We start from the raw sequence: 14,240 nt of genomic DNA, 5'->3' as shown, positions 1-14,240 counted from the left end.
CAAGGCCCGGCATTTCATCGTCATTGCCCTGTATCCTCCCGATGTCTTGCATGGGGTGGACAAAGACGAGCCCTGTCTTATGTGAAGAAGGCAATGGGACGCCAATGGGGAGGAAAACCAATGTCCAAGAACACGATCTGCGTATGGTACGACAAGGAAGCTGAGGCTGCTGCCCGATTCTACGCCGATGTTTTTCCGGACAGCAAAGTGACTGCCGTTATTCGCGCGCCGGGAAATTATCCGGCCGGCGAACAGGGAGACGTGCTGGTTGTCGAATTCACGGTTGCCGGGGTCGCCTGCATGGGTCTGAACGGCGGCTCAGGGATCAAGCACAACGAAGCCTTTTCCTTTCAGATCGCAACGGACAATCAGGAAGAAACCGACCGTTATTGGAATGCCATTGTCGGCAATGGCGGCCAGGAAAGCGAGTGCGGCTGGTGCAAGGACAAGTGGGGCATCTCCTGGCAGATCACGCCGCGCGTGCTCACTGAGGCACTTAAAGTCGGCGGCGATGAAGCAAAGCGCGCTTTCGATGCGATGATGACCATGAGGAAGATCGACGTTGCGGCGATCGAAGCCGCCCGGCGCGGCTGACGCCTCGTCAGATCTCGTGCTTGCGGATGTTGTGAAGCACCTTGTGCAGTGTCGAGATGAAGGCGCGATATTCGGCCTCCTCGACGCCGTCGAACATCTGCAGGAACAGATCGTACATGGTCGGCCATACCTTCTCGAAGGCGGCGCGGCCTTCTTCGGTGATCGAGACGTCGCGGATGCGCATGTCCTCGGCGCGCGGCTGGCGGCGGATGAAGCCCTGGCGCTCGAGAGAGTCGAGCGTGCGGCTCATCGTCGATTGTTCGGTGACGGCAAAGACCGAGAGTTCGTTGATCGTGAGGCTTGAGGAGACGCTGAGGACCGCGAGCGCCCGCATCTTGGCAGTCGTCATGTCGTATTCGCGCAGTTCCTCCGACAGGTTGGCGTTCCAGCGGGCCATCAACCGGTTCATCAGATAGGGCGCGAAATGATTGAGGCCGATTTCGCCCATGGTCGGGCGCTGTGCGGTTTCATCCCGCTTGCGCCTCAAAACGGTGCCTGAAAACCGCTCTTCCATCGACGATACTCCCCAGGAAACTTGTTATTTCAGCGATGATGCGAGCAGAAAACCGGAGCCTCCACCCAGGCCCGGACCGGGATGCGCCGAGGCACCGATATGGTAGAGCCCCGTTATGTGGGTGCGGTGGTTAACAGATGACTTGAAGGGCCGCCAGATGAAAAACTGGTCGAGGCCGCAATAGCCGCCATAGGGGTCGCCGCCGACAAGGTTCATGTTCATGGCTTCGAGATCACCCGGCGAATAGGCGCGGCGTGTGAGCTTTATGCCGGTGAAATTCTCGATATGGCTTTCAAGCAGCGCGTCGATGCGGTCGGCATAGTGCTCGCGCACCTCTTCCGTCCAGCGGCCATCTGCTGGCGTTGCGATCTTGCCCGCAGCATCCCCTTTGATGTGGCGCGGCGCTTCGGGAAGCTGCAGCCAGAGGATCGACTTGCCTTCCGGCGCGCGGCTCGGATCAAGCGCGACGGGTTGGCCGACGCAGACGGTGGGTTCGGCGGGCAACAGCCCCCGTTCGCATTCATTGGCGGCGCGGGAGACACCATCAAGGCCCGGCGTCAGATGCAGCAGCGCCACCTTGCCCAGTTCGGCATTGGCTTTCCAGCGTGGCGGTTCGGACAAGGCATAGTGGATCTGCATGTCGCCCTTGCCGTAGCGGTAGTTGGCGACGCCAGTTTTCACTTCGGCCGGCATCGGATCCGGCCAATCCTTCATCAGCCGATCGTAGAGCTGGTTGGGTGTTACCGAGCAGATCACGCCGGATTTGGCCCTCAGTGTTTCACCGCCGGCAAGGCGGACCCCGTCGGCGCGACGATTGGGGCCGGCAATGATGGCCTCGACGTCGGCGCCAACGCGGATTTCGCCGCCATTGTCGGTAATCAGCCGCTCGAAAGCGGTCAGCAGAGTTCCGGCGCCGCCCTTGACGATCGGTGCGCCGCCGAGCTCCAGCGCAAAGCCGATGACCTTCAGCATTTCGGCGGAATAGGCACTCTCCGGCCCGAGGCCGCAATGCAGCACCCAGGGTGCCCATAGCGCGTGGATATCTTCAGACCGGTAGCTGGTTTCAAGATAGCCGCGCGCCGGTGTCAGGGCTTCTCCGAACCAGGCGGCGAGCTTGCGCAGGCCGCGATTCCAGCTTTGGCCGGCAACGTTCTTCAGCGTCGAGCCCGACCACAAGGAACCGCCGAGCAGGGAAAAGAGAAAGGGAGCATCGGCGGCGAGCGCATCCATCTCGCGAGAGAAGGTCTGTCCGTCGCCGAGCGACAGTTCGTCGAAGGTGGCGATGTTCCGCCGCCTGTCCTTGGAAAAGATAACATGCGAGCCATCGGGCCGGACCACACCTGTGGGAAGATCGGCATGGGCGAATTCGAGGCCGCGTGCCTCAAGGTCCTTGCCGATGGCGCCATAGGCCGGCGATGTCAGGAACAGCACCATGGTCGTCGCCATGACATCATGGATAAAGCCGGGCTCGGTGATCTCCTCGGTGCGCAGGCAACCGCCAATGCGGTCGTTACGCTCGAGGATGAGCACCTTGTGGCCCTTCTTGCCAAGCATGGCGGCTGCGACAAGCGCATTTATGCCGCTGCCGACGATGATGTAGTCATGATCGCCCATTGCCATCGCCCCTCACAGGCAAAATGAGTGGAAAGGCGGAGCCTAACTCGCCCCCGGACTCCAACCTTTCCAGCCTATCACGCAATCAATGCCAGCGCACGAACCGGCGAGCCCGTGCCTTTGACGAGCTTCAGCGGAGCTGCAATCAGCACGGCGCCCTTGGCGGGAAGCTGATCGAGGTTGGAGAGGCTGGCAAGACCATAGCGATTGGCCTTGTGCATGAGATTATGTGCCGGGAAGGGCGGGTTCATGCCGCCGGCGGAACCGGCATCGGTACCGATCGTTTCCTGGCCCCAGCCGATAATGCCCTTGGTCAGCAGATATTCGATCGCCTCGGCGGTCGGGCCGGGAGAATGCGGGCCGTTTTCATCGGCATTCAGGAAGGTCTCGGTCGAGCCGTTGCGCTTGTACCAGTCGGTGCGCAGCAATACCCAGCTGCCAGCCTCGATGGCGCCGTTCTGGGCTTCCCATTCCTTGATGCTCTCGACGGTCAGCAGATAGTCCGGATCGGCGGCAGCTTCCTTGGAGCGGTCGATGACATTGACCGGTGCCACGAAGTTCTGCGGCGGAATGGTGTCCGTCGTGTTGTTCGGGTGATCCTTGCCGGTGATCCAGTGGCAGGGAGCATCGAAATGCGTGCCGGTATGCTCGCCGAGCTCCAGCCAGTTCCAGGCCCAGAAGGGGCCGTCCTGATTATATTCCGAAATCGTATGGACCTTGACGTTCGGCGTGTTCTTGCCGAACTGTGGCGGCAGGTAGAGTACCGGGGTGTCCGGGCCGAGCGGCGCGGTGAGATCGACGACCTTGACGGAGCCCGAAATCAGGGCCGAGGCCAGGCTGGTGAGTGTGTTGGCGGTCATTTTAGCGTTCCCCTTGTTGTTGCATGACCCCATGCCAAGAGCCGCCTTGCGGATCTTCTGCCGGGATCGAGCATGAAACCATCGCCGCCATGCGCGGGGTGCCTTTCCTCCTGGCACCTGGTCCGCGCGGCGGCGGAATGAAGGAAGCCTATGTCACAATATATGATATTGCAAGCATTCCCACGTGGTTCCAAAGCCCAAAATTGACCTGAAATAAACCATCTGAGATCTGCCCGTAAATCACTGATATACCGTGGTAATTCGGAGTAGTCCATGAGGCAATGCGATTTCCGATCGGCCTCGCTCCCTCGAATTCATGGTGATAGGTACTTGAAGCTTAAAGCTCAGGATGTATGCATGTACAATAATAATCATCAGGGAAGAGGGGCAGTCGATGAGCTATGATGCGATCATAGTGGGGGCGGGCCATAATGGCCTTGCAGCGGCGGTGCATCTGGCGGCGAAGGGCTGGAAAGTTGCCGTGATCGAAGGCAATGCCGAGCCGGGCGGGGCGGTCAAAACCCGCGAGGTGACGTTGCCGGGCTTCCGCCACGATCTCTGTGCAATGAACCTTTCCATGTTCGCCGGCTCGGCATTCTTTGCCCAGTACAAGAATGAACTTTCGGCCGAAGGTCTGGGGTTCGTGCCGGCGGCGGATTGCTTTGCGAGCGTCTTTCGCGACGGCACCTATCTCGGCGTCAGCACCGATCTGGAAAAGACCACTGGCGCTATTGCCGATATGTCGCCGCAGGATGCCGCCGCCTGGCGGCACATGCTCTCGGAATTCGGCGCGGATGCGCCTCATATCTTTGGCCTGCTTGGTTCACCCATGCCGTCGCTGGCGGCTGCCAAGGTCATCTGGAAGGCCTGGCGCGCGAAGGGCACGGGGTGGCTCTACGACACGGCGCGCATGCTGTTTGCCTCGCCGCGCGATTTTCTCGATGCACGTTTTCAGAATGCCAAGCTCAAGACAATGATGGCTGCCTGGGGGCTGCATCTCGATTTTGCGCCCGATGTCGCCGGGGGCGCGCTGTTTCCCTATCTCGAATCCATGGCCAATCAGGCCTTTGGCATGGTGATCGGCAAGGGCGGAGCCGATACGATCGTCAAGGCGATGGCGGCCGTGCTGAAGAGCAAGGGCGGCGAGTTGATGCTCGGGACGCGCGTCGACAAGATCGTCACCTCGGGCGGCAAGGCGACCGGTGTCGTTCTTGCCGATGGACGCCGCTATGAAGCCAAGCGCGCCGTCATCGCCAATGTTCATCCTCAGATCCTGTTCGGCAAGCTTCTCGACCAAGACCCGGCGCGTGAGGAGTTCGACAGCAAGGTTAAGCGTTTCCGGGCTGGCTCCGGGACGATGATGATCCATCTGGCGCTATCGGGACTCCCGGACTGGATGGCCGGCAAGGCGCTGCAGAATTTCGCCTATGTCCATGTCGCGCCGGATCTCGAGATGATGTCGCGCGTCTATGCCGAGGCGATGGGCGGGTTGTTACCTGCCGAGCCGGCTCTGGTGATCGGGCAACCCACTGCGATCGACCCGTCGCGCGCGCCGGCGGGGCAGCATGTGCTCTGGATCCAAGTGCGCGTTCTGCCAGCTGAATTCCGTGCCGATGCGGCAGGCGAGATCAGCGGCCAGAACTGGGACGAGATCAAGGATGCCTATGCCGAGCGGGTGCTCGATATTGCCGAACGCTATGCGCCGGGGTTGCGTGGCAAGATATTGGCAAGATCGGTGTTTTCGCCCGTCGATCTTGAACGCGAGAACCCGAATCTGATCGGCGGCGACAATCTTTCCGGCAGTCATCATCTCGACCAGAACTTCCTGTTCCGCCCTGTCGCTGGCTATTCGCGCTACAGGACGCCTGTCGGATCGTTGTTCATGTGCGGAGCTTCGACGTGGCCCGGCGCGGGCACCGGGGCCGGTTCCGGTTTCATGCTGGGGAAGATGCTGGCCAAGTGACGCCATTCGGCTTGACGGGCAAACCTTTGACATTTCAAATGTTGCTCCCTAGATCGTTCAGGTAAGCAATGCAAAGCGGTGGATCGAGCTGACGTGATGACAGAGTCTGAAAGTGCAACCGTCGACCTGGAGATCATCGTTCAGGGTACGCAGGAAGGCAAAAAGCAGGAGCTGCGGCTCTGGCTGCGCATGCTTTCGACCACCAAGCTGATCTCGCAGGAAATCCGCCGGCGGCTTCGCAATGAATTCGGCGCGACGCTGCCGCAATTCGACCTGATGGCGCAGCTCTATCGCGAGCGCGATGGCCTGCGTCTCGGCGAGCTTTCGAAGCGGACGATGGTCACGAACGGCAATGTCACGGGGCTGGTCGAGCGGCTGGAAACGGATGGGCTGGTGCTGCGCGCGACGCCTGACGGCGATCGGCGCGTGACCGTCGCGAAGCTGACCGCAAGAGGGGAGACGCTGTTCAGCGCCATGGCTGCTGCCCATGAGGGCTGGCTGCGCGACATGATGGCGGATGTCGATCCCGCCATCATCAGCGAACTCTGGCAGGATATCGGCGCGGTAAAGTCTTCGGTCAGCAATCACCTTTCGGGTGCCGACTTCGATTGACGCTTCGTCTCGCTGCTATCAGTACCTAGCGCGCCCGCTCGCTCTTGAATCTCTTTTCCAGCACGCTCACCAGCCGCACCATCGGCCAGAGCAGGATGATGTAGATCAGCGCGGCCATGATCAGCGGCGAGGGGTTGGCGTAAAGGCCTTGGGCGTTCTGCCCTTCTTTCAGCAGTTCCGGCAGAGCAACCGTCGAGGCCAGCGACGTGTCCTTGAACATAGAGACACAGTTGCTTGTTGTCGGTGGGATGACGATGCGGACTGCCTGCGGCAGCACCACCTTGTAGAGTGTGATCAGAAAGGGGATGCCGAGAGCTGCGGCAGCCTCGAACTGGCCGCGCGGCACGCTTTCGATGCCGGAACGGAAGACCTCGGCCGAGTAGGCAGCCAACACGATGGAAAAGCCGAGGATCGCCGACCACCAGGCCGAAAAGCTGATGCCGACGAAGGGTAGTGCGTAATAGATCAGGATCAGCACGACCAGCACCGGCATGGCGCGCATGATGTCGATATAGGCAATCATCAGCAACTGCAGCGGCTTGGGGGCGTAGAGGCGGATAAGGCTGACGATGAGGCCGGCTGTGATACCGATGACGATGCTGACCAAGCCGAGCGCGATGGTCATCCACAGGCCGCGCAGTAGCTGCGGGAAAGCCGAAATCATGACGTCGGAGTTGAGGAAGGTATCGACGAAAGACATTGGCACTCCCGTGAGCAAGACGAAGATGGAATTTCCCTATATTTACGCCGGCCGAGATGGCCGGCGTAAGCTTATGTCGAAGATGATCTTTTGATCACGCCTTGGGGATAGGCAATTCGGTGACGGTGGAGGAGCCGGCCGGTGCCTTGCCGCCGAACCACTTCTCGTGGATCTTTTCGAGCGAGCCGTCCTTCTTCATCGCGGTGATGGCGTCGTTGATCTTGGCGACGAGCGGCGAATCCTTGGTCATCATCAGGCCGTACTGTTCGCCGGTCTTGATGCGATCCTTGATGGCGAAGCCCTTGGTCTTCACGAAGAGATACTGCATGCCGGGGATGTCGCTGACGACGGCATCGATGCGGCCGGCGCCGAGATCGAGGAACATGTCCTGCTGCGAGTTGTAGCCCTTGACGTCGGCAAAGCCCTGCGCGGCCTTGTTGTCATTGACCCATTTTTCGCCCGTCGAGCCCGAGAGTACGCCGACGACGGAGCCCTTGAGATCGGCAAGCGACTTGATCGAGCTGGCTTCCTTGGTCGCGACACCCATGTCGGAATCGTAATAGGGCTGGGTGAAGGACTGCGACTTCAGGCGTTCCGGCGTGATGGTGATGGACGAGATCGCCACGTCGATGCGCTTGGAGGCCGTTGCCGCAAACAGAGCCTGGAAGCCGTAGTCGGCGATGTTGGTGGTCATGCCGGCGCGCTTGGCAGCTTCATTGACGACATCGACCTCGAAGCCTTCGAAGCCGCCGTTCGCGGTCTTGTATTCGAAGGGCGGGTTGTTCGGGTAGGAGCCGACATTCAGCACATCGGCGGCATAGGCGAAGTGGCTTCCGCCGGCAAGGCCGACGGCGGTCGCGAGGACCAATAGACTGCGACGAGTTACAGGCATTTTCTTAGTCTCCCTCTGGTTATGGCTGCGGGCTTTTCCTCTTACCCGCGGGTATTCCCGTCCGCCCGTTGGGCGGCCGTCTCATGTCATCGCATCGACCATGCGGTCGAGGGCGATGCGCATCTGTTCGGTTTCGCGGAAAGTACACATGCGCAGGAAGGCGCGGGACGATTCGCCGAAGTGGTATCCGGGCGCCAGGCCGACGCGGGCCGTCTCCAGAATGCGTTCGCACAGCGCGGTCGCATCGGCTTCACCCTGCAGTGCAAAGAAGGCATACATGCCGCCGCGGGGCTTTTCGGGCAGAATGATGCCCGGTATCTGCGGCAATTTTTCATAGGCAATGTCGAGGCCGGCCTTGATCCGGCCGCGGATCTCTGAAACCAGCGGTTCGCCCTCGCGCAAGGCCGCAGCGGCTCCCGCCTGGACCATGGCAGAGGTGCCGCTGTTGACATATTGCGTCATCGCGCCGAGCTGATCGGCAATGGCCGATGGGTGCGTCAGCCAGCCGACGCGCCAGCCGGTCATCGCCCATGCCTTGGAGAAGCTGTTGATGGCGATCACGCGATCGCCGTCCTCCGCCACCTGCAGGATGGAGGGTGCGATCTCGCCGTCGAAATAGAGGCGGGCATAAACTTCGTCGGAGATGATCCAGATGCCGGTGCGGCGGCTGAAATCCAGCAAAGCCTGCATCTCTTCGCGCGAGGCGGTCCAGCCCGTGGGATTGCAGGGTGTCGACAGGAAGATAGCGCGGGTGCGAGCATCACAGCGGGCAAAGAGCTTGTCGAGATCGAGGCGCCAGTCGGTGTCGAAATCGAGCGATACGGCGCGGGGTTCGCCGCCGATCAGATGGATGGCGTTATGGATGTTCGGCCACTGCGGCGCGACGTAGACGACATTGGTGCCGACATCGACGAGCAGCTCGAGCGCCATGTAGAGCGCCTGCATGCCGCCGGGGGCGACCGTGGTGCGCTCGATGGGGATGGGGCGACCGTGCCAGTGGGTCTGATAGTCCGACAGCGCTTCGTTCAGCGTGGCAAGGCCGCGCATGTTCGGAACATAGAAGGTCGCGCCATCGTCGAGCGCCTTCTTTGCGGCGTCGCGGATAAAGGCCGGCGTCACCACGTCGCCCTCGCCGAACCAGAGCGGGATGACGCCGCCGAGTTCGCGGGCACGCTTGGCGAGCACGGCTATGTTGTCGGTGCGCATATCGCGGATCTGGGCGCGGATGCCTTCGAGGGCATCGCGGCCCGATATCGCATTCGGCAGGTTATGCTGCGGCAGAAGAGACAAGGAATTTCCCCTTGGAACCCGGTGCTGAAGAGACGAGGCGATTGCTGAAACCAGCCCTCGAATTGCCCTTGATTTTAGAATGGTTATCCAAAACCGACTGCGTTTCAAGGATAAAGTTTAAGCTTAAAAAGTCTGCCGTTTCATTTGATTCAACCATGACGATCGCATGTCTTAAGCTGCTGGGATCATTCATTTTTTCTTGGATCCCGAAATGGCATTTTGGTTCTTTGCGTCGGCGACGCCGGCAGCCAGGCTGGCGCCGAGAAACATCGTGTCGCTGGCCACAAGAAAGAAGCTTATTCCGGCCGCCGACCATGCGCCGACGTCATCCGGCGACGGGCGGAAGATACCGACCGCGCGAGCGGCCGACAGCGCCGTTTTCGCGATGGTCTGGATGGCGGCATCGAGCTTCTCCTTGCCCGCCGGCCCCATCGCATCGATCGAGACCGAGAGATCGCCGGGACCGATGAAGATGAGATCGACGCCTTCGACTGCAGCGATATCGGCGATATTCGCCAGTCCCTCGGCGGTCTCGACCTGGATGGCAAGCAGCAGCTCGGCATTGGCCTTGGCGAGATAATCCGGAATGCGATAGCCATAGGCCGCAGCCCGGCCGGGACCGACGCCGCGTGCTCCGAGCGGCGGATAGCGGGTTGCCTTGACGGCCGCTCTTGCCTGTTCCGCTGTCGAAATGCGCGGCACCAGAACGCCGGCGGCGCCGGCATCCAGCACGGCCGCGATATCCTCCGCCGCATGGCCGGGCACGCGAACCATGGTGGGAACGCGATGGACGTCGGCGGCGCGGATCAGGTCCTCGATGCGCTCGCGGCTGATCTGCGAGTGCTCCCAGTCGATGCAGAGAAAATCAACGCCGGAAGCGGCGGTCACTTCGATGGCGACCGGATGCGGGATGGCCGCAAACGTGCCGATCAGCGGCTTGCGCTCGATACAGTTCCGACGGAAATCGCTCATCGTCTTCCTCACATTTCAGTGGTCCTCTCAACGAGGGATAGACCGAAAAGTCATAGCTGCGAAGCGGCAATCTGCCTTGAATTCCGGGCAGCCTCCCGTACCGATCAAGGCCTCGGTACGGTGGCATTGCGGCGGCGGAGTTGTTCGGGCGCCGCCACCGCTCATGGGCGCTGTTTATTTGCGCCGCGCCATGATCTCGGTCAGGACCGCGTCGAACCGGGCGATTTCCTCGACCTTGTTATAATGCACCAGCGACACGCGGATGGCGCCCGTTTCCATAGAAAGACCGAGGCGCTTCATCAGGCGCGGGGCGAACATATGGCCGTCACGCAGGCCGATACCGGCTTTGCCCATCTCGGCGGCGAAGTCCTGCGGCGTAATGCCAGGCATGTTGAAGCAGATGGTGGGAACACGCTGTTCGAGGTGAGCTTCGTCGGAAATGCCGTAGATGACCGCGCCGTGACGCTTCAGGACCGCGATCATTTCGCGCGACAGCATCAGCTCGTATTGACGGATCGCGCCCATCGCTGAGGCCAGGGCCTGACGACGTGTATGCTCGCCGGCAGGCAGGAAGCGCCGGCCGAGAGCTTCGAGATATTTGACTGCGGCGTTCATGCCGGCGACGTTCTCGTAAGTGAAAGTGCCGACCTCGATCTTGTAGGGCGGTACATCGGGAATGAAGTCTTCCTTGAATGTGGGAAGCTTGACCAGCGCGTCGTAGCGGCCCCAGAGGAAGCCCATATGGGGCGAGAAATTCTTGTAGCCGGAGCAGACAAGATAATCGCAGCCCCAGGCCTGAACATCCATGAGCCCATGCGGACCAAAATGGACGCAATCGAGGAAGGCTTCGGCACCGGCTTCATGTGCCAGTTTGCAGACAGCGGCGACATCGACGATCGTGCCGATGGAATGTGCCGTTACCGTGCAGGCGACGAGGCGCGTCTTGTCGTTCAACAACGGCTTCAGATCTTCCACGTGCAGCGTGCCATCCTCGCGCATGCGCCACCACACGATCTTGGCGCCGTCGGCTTCGAGCGCGAGCCAGGTGGCGATGTTGGCATCGTGATCCATGTCGGTGACGACGATCTCGTTGCGCTCGCCGAGCAGCTTGGCGATGCCAAGGCTTACGAGGCGAATGAACGAGGTGGCGTTCTGGCCGAAGGAGATCTCCTCCGGTCTGTAGGCATTGACCAGCATGGCGACGCTTTCGCGCGCCTCTTCGAGATTGCGATCGACGCCCTGGCTGTGCTGGTATTTCGCCATGCGCTGGACGTTGAAATCGATGAGGTGGTTGGCAACGGCGTCCACCACCGTCTGAGGGACCTGCGAGCCGCCCGCATTGTCGAGAAAGACGAAGTCGCCGGCCTTTTGGATGGCCGGGAACATGGCGCGGACTTCATCGACCGGAAAGCTGTTATGGCCGACAAATTGGTTTGTAGAAGGGGCGGAACTCATGGGGATCTCGCTCTGAACGATGGGATTGAAATCTTTAGTTTGATCATTTGATCACAAACTAGTTTAAGGTTCAACCAAATTCCGTTTGATGGTGATCGCAGGCTAGCGGCGGAATGCGGAGCCGGATCCCTTGCTGCGCGGTTCGTCTTGCGTCACCGGGCAATATTCACGCAGAATTTCGTGCGTGCGGCTGATATCGGCAACGACTCCATCACGGGCAGCGGCAAAATCGCCGGCCTTCAAGGCCTCGACAATCGGGACATGCTGCCCGGCGGGATCGAGTTCGCCGCTGCGCATCAGCGGCTCGACCGAGGCGGACAGCATGCGCATGTAGGGGCCGAAGCGCAGCCATAATGTTTCGATGAGCTGCAGCAGCACTTCCGAGCCGGAGGCGCTGTAGATGGTGAAATGGAACTGCTGGTTCTTCGCCATCAGGTCGTAGACATTGCTGCCGAGGCCGATTGCGTGCTGATCGACGGCAATACGCTCGAGCGTGGCGATGTCAGTCGGGGTGAGGTTGGGTATGCCAAGCTCGGCGGCCAGGCCCTCCACGGCGATGCGGGCGCGGCAGAGATCATCCAGCCGGGCCAGCGTCACCATCGGAATCCGGGCCGAACCGTTGGCGGCCACTTCGAGCGCATTTTCGGCAGCAAGCCGGCGCAAGGCCTCGCGAACCGGCATGTTGCTCGTGCCGAAGGTTTCGGCGAGCGAGGCGATGGTTAGCGTCTGGCCGGGATCGAAATTTCCGGCCATCAACGCATTTCTGAGCTGCTGGTAGACGCCCTCCTGGATCGTCGTTCTGGAGGACACCGGTTCCAGGGCTATGCGCACACTTGCTTCCTTTTCGCTTGGGGACTCGTCCATGGTAGAACGAGGACCACGCGAATGGAAAGTGTTTCGCTCGGAGGCCTCAGGCTTCCTCCGCCTCCCAGCCCGGTTCTTCGGCTTCAAGAGACGCTTCATCCGCCGCCGTTGGTGCCTTTCGCAGGCCAATGCCGACGCCGAGGAGGGCGAGCGCGCCGCCGATGGCGTGATAGGCGTGCAACTGTTCTCCGATAAGCACCCAGGCAAGTGCCGCGACGACGATCGGCAGGAGGTTGATCAGCAGCGAGGTCCGGCTGGCGCCGAGTTTCTGGATGCCGATCATCCAGCAGAGCGGGGCGACGAGCGATGTCGGGATCGCGGCGTAAAGGATCAGCGGCAGATTGGCCGTCGTCACCGGCGAGATCTCGCCTATCAGGAAAACCGGTAACAGCAACAATGTCGAAAAGCCTATCTGCCAGAAGAGCTGCTGCCACATCGGCATAGGCATGGCCCAACGTCTCAGCATTACGCCATAGAGCGCGTTCGACAGTACGGCGATGATCATCAGGCCGTCGCCGATATGCAGGCCGCCGTTTACCAGCCGTATCAGGTCACCCTGAGACGTCAGGTAGACGAGCCCAATCAGCGAGATAGCGCCGCCGGCGATGCTGGAAACACTCAGTCTTTCTCCGGCAAGCAGGCTGGCGAAAAATGTCGACAGCAATGGCATCAAGGCAAGCATGACGCCCATGTTGACGGCCGAGGTGGTCTTGGCGGCCTCATAGGCAAGGCTCTGGTAGATCACCATGCCGAGCGCTCCGAGGATCGCAAGCTTCAGCCAGTGCTCGCGCAACAATGCGCGGTTGCGCCATGCCGCGCGGCCGACGAAGGGCAGCAGCACGACGAAAGCAAGCAGCCAGCGATAGAAGGAGATGGAGCCAGGTGAAATCAGACCGGCGGATGCCTTGGTGACGACGACGTTGCCAGACCAGATCAGCACGGTGAGCAGCGGTGCAAGGCCTGCTGTGCTGAGGATGGATGCGGATGCGTTCGGCTGGGTGTTCATATGGTCGTCTCCCGACGTCATTCTGGCTTTATGCAGAGCAATCGATGGCGGACATCCGTTCGCCTATCGTGAGGTTTTTCTACTCCCTGTCCGAATTTTGGTATATAACGAGATTAGGACAACCGATAATGAAATGAGGACATGACAGAGAGGCTTCCGCGCATTGAGGGCGATCCGCCGCGCCCCGTTTCCTTTCGGACTGAAAATTTCAAGGCAGGCACGGTGTTTCCGAAAAAGAGCCAGCCTTGGGGTGAGCTGAACTACGCGCTGATCGGTGTCTGTGAGTTCGATATTCAGGGCGTGCCCTATCTGTCGCCGCCGCATTACGCCATCTGGTTGCCGCCGGATACGATGCATGGGGCTCACAACCAGCACGATCTGCGTTATGTCACCGTCTATGTCGAGCGCGCCCTCTGCGCCGATTTGCCGGCCGAGCCTTCGACGCTGAGTATCAGCCCATTGCTTAAGGCGATCCTGGCGGATTTTGCGGCGCGGGATATCACTATGCCGGAAACCTCCGAGGACTTGCGGCTGGCGCAGGTTCTGGTCGATCAGATTCGCCTGGCGCCGCGCTGCGAAAGCTATCTGCCGTTTTCGGACGATCCGTTGCTTGGTCCGGTGTTGACTGCCTTGCAGGCCGATCCCGGCGATCGGCATTCCCAAGCGGAATGGGCACGCCGGATGGGTACCACCGAGCGGACCTTGTCGCGCCGATGCCAGGACGATCTCGGCCTTTCCTTCAACGAATGGCGGCAGCGGCTGAAGCTGGTTGCCGCATTGTCGCTGATCGAAGCGGGGGAGCCGGTGCATCGGATTGCATCGCAGCTGGGCTACAGCAACGCCTCGGCCTTCATCGCCATGTTCCGCCGGCTGACGGGCACGAGCCCGACACAGATGCGGTAGA

General features: G+C 60.8%; 15 protein-coding genes. 4 read left to right on the top strand and 11 right to left on the bottom strand.

Translation table 11 applies throughout. The annotated features are described in order from the left end of the window. The first annotated feature begins 120 nt into the window (after nucleotides 1-120). Entirely contained in the window at nucleotides 121-594 is a 474-nt protein-coding gene (locus ACQZ6F_RS10790; protein ID WP_077469581.1) for a VOC family protein, read from the top strand. A gap of 7 nt (nucleotides 595-601) precedes the next feature. Here ACQZ6F_RS10790 and ACQZ6F_RS10785 read toward each other — a convergent pair whose 3' ends face one another. The 3 genes from ACQZ6F_RS10785 to ACQZ6F_RS10775 form a co-directional block, all read right to left on the bottom strand. Then, complete coding sequence (locus ACQZ6F_RS10785) at nucleotides 602-1,108, bottom strand: MarR family winged helix-turn-helix transcriptional regulator (protein ID WP_449091838.1); 507 nt, start codon at nucleotides 1,106-1,108, stop codon at nucleotides 602-604. Between the two features lie 24 nt (nucleotides 1,109-1,132). Continuing rightward, nucleotides 1,133-2,722 (bottom strand): phytoene desaturase family protein, encoded by a 1,590-nt coding sequence (locus tag ACQZ6F_RS10780; RefSeq protein ID WP_449091839.1) that lies wholly within the window; start codon nucleotides 2,720-2,722, stop codon nucleotides 1,133-1,135. A gap of 77 nt (nucleotides 2,723-2,799) precedes the next feature. Beyond that, nucleotides 2,800-3,582 carry a cyclase family protein gene (locus tag ACQZ6F_RS10775; protein ID WP_449091840.1) on the bottom strand — a complete coding sequence of 261 codons (783 nt, stop codon included), beginning with the start codon at nucleotides 3,580-3,582 and terminating at the stop codon, nucleotides 2,800-2,802. Between the two features lie 394 nt (nucleotides 3,583-3,976). Between ACQZ6F_RS10775 and ACQZ6F_RS10770 the strand changes: the two genes are divergently transcribed. Further along, the gene (locus ACQZ6F_RS10770) at nucleotides 3,977-5,545 is read left to right on the top strand and encodes a phytoene desaturase family protein (RefSeq protein ID WP_449091841.1); all 1,569 of its coding nucleotides are present in this window, start codon (nucleotides 3,977-3,979) and stop codon (nucleotides 5,543-5,545) included. A 96-nt stretch (nucleotides 5,546-5,641) separates the two neighbouring features. Then, complete coding sequence (locus ACQZ6F_RS10765; protein WP_068401637.1) at nucleotides 5,642-6,157, top strand: MarR family winged helix-turn-helix transcriptional regulator; 516 nt, start codon at nucleotides 5,642-5,644, stop codon at nucleotides 6,155-6,157. Nucleotides 6,158-6,182: 25 nt separating this feature from the next. Here the strand turns inward: ACQZ6F_RS10765 and ACQZ6F_RS10760 are convergent, their stop codons facing one another. From ACQZ6F_RS10760 to ACQZ6F_RS10725, 8 genes are all read right to left on the bottom strand, one after another. Beyond that, entirely contained in the window at nucleotides 6,183-6,857 is a 675-nt protein-coding gene (locus tag ACQZ6F_RS10760) for an amino acid ABC transporter permease (RefSeq protein ID WP_077469587.1), read from the bottom strand. A gap of 94 nt (nucleotides 6,858-6,951) precedes the next feature. Beyond that, the gene (locus ACQZ6F_RS10755) at nucleotides 6,952-7,749 is read right to left on the bottom strand and encodes an ABC transporter substrate-binding protein (protein ID WP_077469588.1); all 798 of its coding nucleotides are present in this window, start codon (nucleotides 7,747-7,749) and stop codon (nucleotides 6,952-6,954) included. Between the two features lie 81 nt (nucleotides 7,750-7,830). Continuing rightward, nucleotides 7,831-9,039, bottom strand: coding sequence for a pyridoxal phosphate-dependent aminotransferase (locus tag ACQZ6F_RS10750; protein ID WP_449091842.1), 1,209 nt, complete (start codon nucleotides 9,037-9,039; stop codon nucleotides 7,831-7,833). Beyond that, nucleotides 9,017-9,232: a hypothetical protein gene (locus ACQZ6F_RS10745; RefSeq protein ID WP_449091843.1), complete on the bottom strand. Its 216-nt coding sequence runs from the start codon at nucleotides 9,230-9,232 to the stop codon at nucleotides 9,017-9,019. The genes ACQZ6F_RS10750 and ACQZ6F_RS10745 overlap by 23 nt, the downstream gene beginning before the upstream one ends. Next, complete coding sequence (locus ACQZ6F_RS10740; protein WP_449091844.1) at nucleotides 9,229-10,011, bottom strand: HpcH/HpaI aldolase family protein; 783 nt, start codon at nucleotides 10,009-10,011, stop codon at nucleotides 9,229-9,231. Before ACQZ6F_RS10740 ends, ACQZ6F_RS10745 begins: the two co-directional genes overlap by 4 nt. A gap of 174 nt (nucleotides 10,012-10,185) precedes the next feature. Continuing rightward, the gene (locus tag ACQZ6F_RS10735; RefSeq protein WP_449091845.1) at nucleotides 10,186-11,466 is read right to left on the bottom strand and encodes a cysteine desulfurase-like protein; all 1,281 of its coding nucleotides are present in this window, start codon (nucleotides 11,464-11,466) and stop codon (nucleotides 10,186-10,188) included. Nucleotides 11,467-11,568: 102 nt separating this feature from the next. Beyond that, the gene (locus ACQZ6F_RS10730; protein ID WP_083197076.1) at nucleotides 11,569-12,297 is read right to left on the bottom strand and encodes a GntR family transcriptional regulator; all 729 of its coding nucleotides are present in this window, start codon (nucleotides 12,295-12,297) and stop codon (nucleotides 11,569-11,571) included. Nucleotides 12,298-12,376: 79 nt separating this feature from the next. Then, the gene (locus tag ACQZ6F_RS10725; protein WP_449091846.1) at nucleotides 12,377-13,336 is read right to left on the bottom strand and encodes a DMT family transporter; all 960 of its coding nucleotides are present in this window, start codon (nucleotides 13,334-13,336) and stop codon (nucleotides 12,377-12,379) included. A gap of 141 nt (nucleotides 13,337-13,477) precedes the next feature. Here ACQZ6F_RS10725 and ACQZ6F_RS10720 point away from each other — a divergent pair, with 141 nt between their 5' ends. After that, the gene (locus ACQZ6F_RS10720; protein ID WP_449091847.1) at nucleotides 13,478-14,239 is read left to right on the top strand and encodes an AraC family transcriptional regulator; all 762 of its coding nucleotides are present in this window, start codon (nucleotides 13,478-13,480) and stop codon (nucleotides 14,237-14,239) included. Nucleotide 14,240 lies beyond the last annotated feature (1 nt).

This window comes from Rhizobium sp. A22-96, from assembly GCF_053521805.1.
The sequence above is the reverse complement of the archived record's forward strand: the minus strand, read 5'-3'. Positions and strand labels throughout refer to the sequence as shown.

Bases quoted from the DNA above. Each gene is read 5' to 3' on its own strand.
- ACQZ6F_RS10790 (WP_077469581.1), top strand. From the start codon at position 121: ATGTCCAAGAACACGATCTGCGTATGGTACGACAAGGAAGCTGAGGCT.
- ACQZ6F_RS10785 (WP_449091838.1), bottom strand. From the start codon at position 1,108: ATGGAAGAGCGGTTTTCAGGCACCGTTTTGAGGCGCAAGCGGGATGAA.
- ACQZ6F_RS10780 (WP_449091839.1), bottom strand. From the start codon at position 2,722: ATGGGCGATCATGACTACATCATCGTCGGCAGCGGCATAAATGCGCTT.
- ACQZ6F_RS10775 (WP_449091840.1), bottom strand. From the start codon at position 3,582: ATGACCGCCAACACACTCACCAGCCTGGCCTCGGCCCTGATTTCGGGC.
- ACQZ6F_RS10770 (WP_449091841.1), top strand. From the start codon at position 3,977: ATGAGCTATGATGCGATCATAGTGGGGGCGGGCCATAATGGCCTTGCA.
- ACQZ6F_RS10765 (WP_068401637.1), top strand. From the start codon at position 5,642: ATGACAGAGTCTGAAAGTGCAACCGTCGACCTGGAGATCATCGTTCAG.
- ACQZ6F_RS10760 (WP_077469587.1), bottom strand. From the start codon at position 6,857: ATGTCTTTCGTCGATACCTTCCTCAACTCCGACGTCATGATTTCGGCT.
- ACQZ6F_RS10755 (WP_077469588.1), bottom strand. From the start codon at position 7,749: ATGCCTGTAACTCGTCGCAGTCTATTGGTCCTCGCGACCGCCGTCGGC.
- ACQZ6F_RS10745 (WP_449091843.1), bottom strand. From the start codon at position 9,232: ATGAATGATCCCAGCAGCTTAAGACATGCGATCGTCATGGTTGAATCA.
- ACQZ6F_RS10740 (WP_449091844.1), bottom strand. From the start codon at position 10,011: ATGAGCGATTTCCGTCGGAACTGTATCGAGCGCAAGCCGCTGATCGGC.
- ACQZ6F_RS10735 (WP_449091845.1), bottom strand. From the start codon at position 11,466: ATGAGTTCCGCCCCTTCTACAAACCAATTTGTCGGCCATAACAGCTTT.
- ACQZ6F_RS10725 (WP_449091846.1), bottom strand. From the start codon at position 13,336: ATGAACACCCAGCCGAACGCATCCGCATCCATCCTCAGCACAGCAGGC.
- ACQZ6F_RS10720 (WP_449091847.1), top strand. From the start codon at position 13,478: ATGACAGAGAGGCTTCCGCGCATTGAGGGCGATCCGCCGCGCCCCGTT.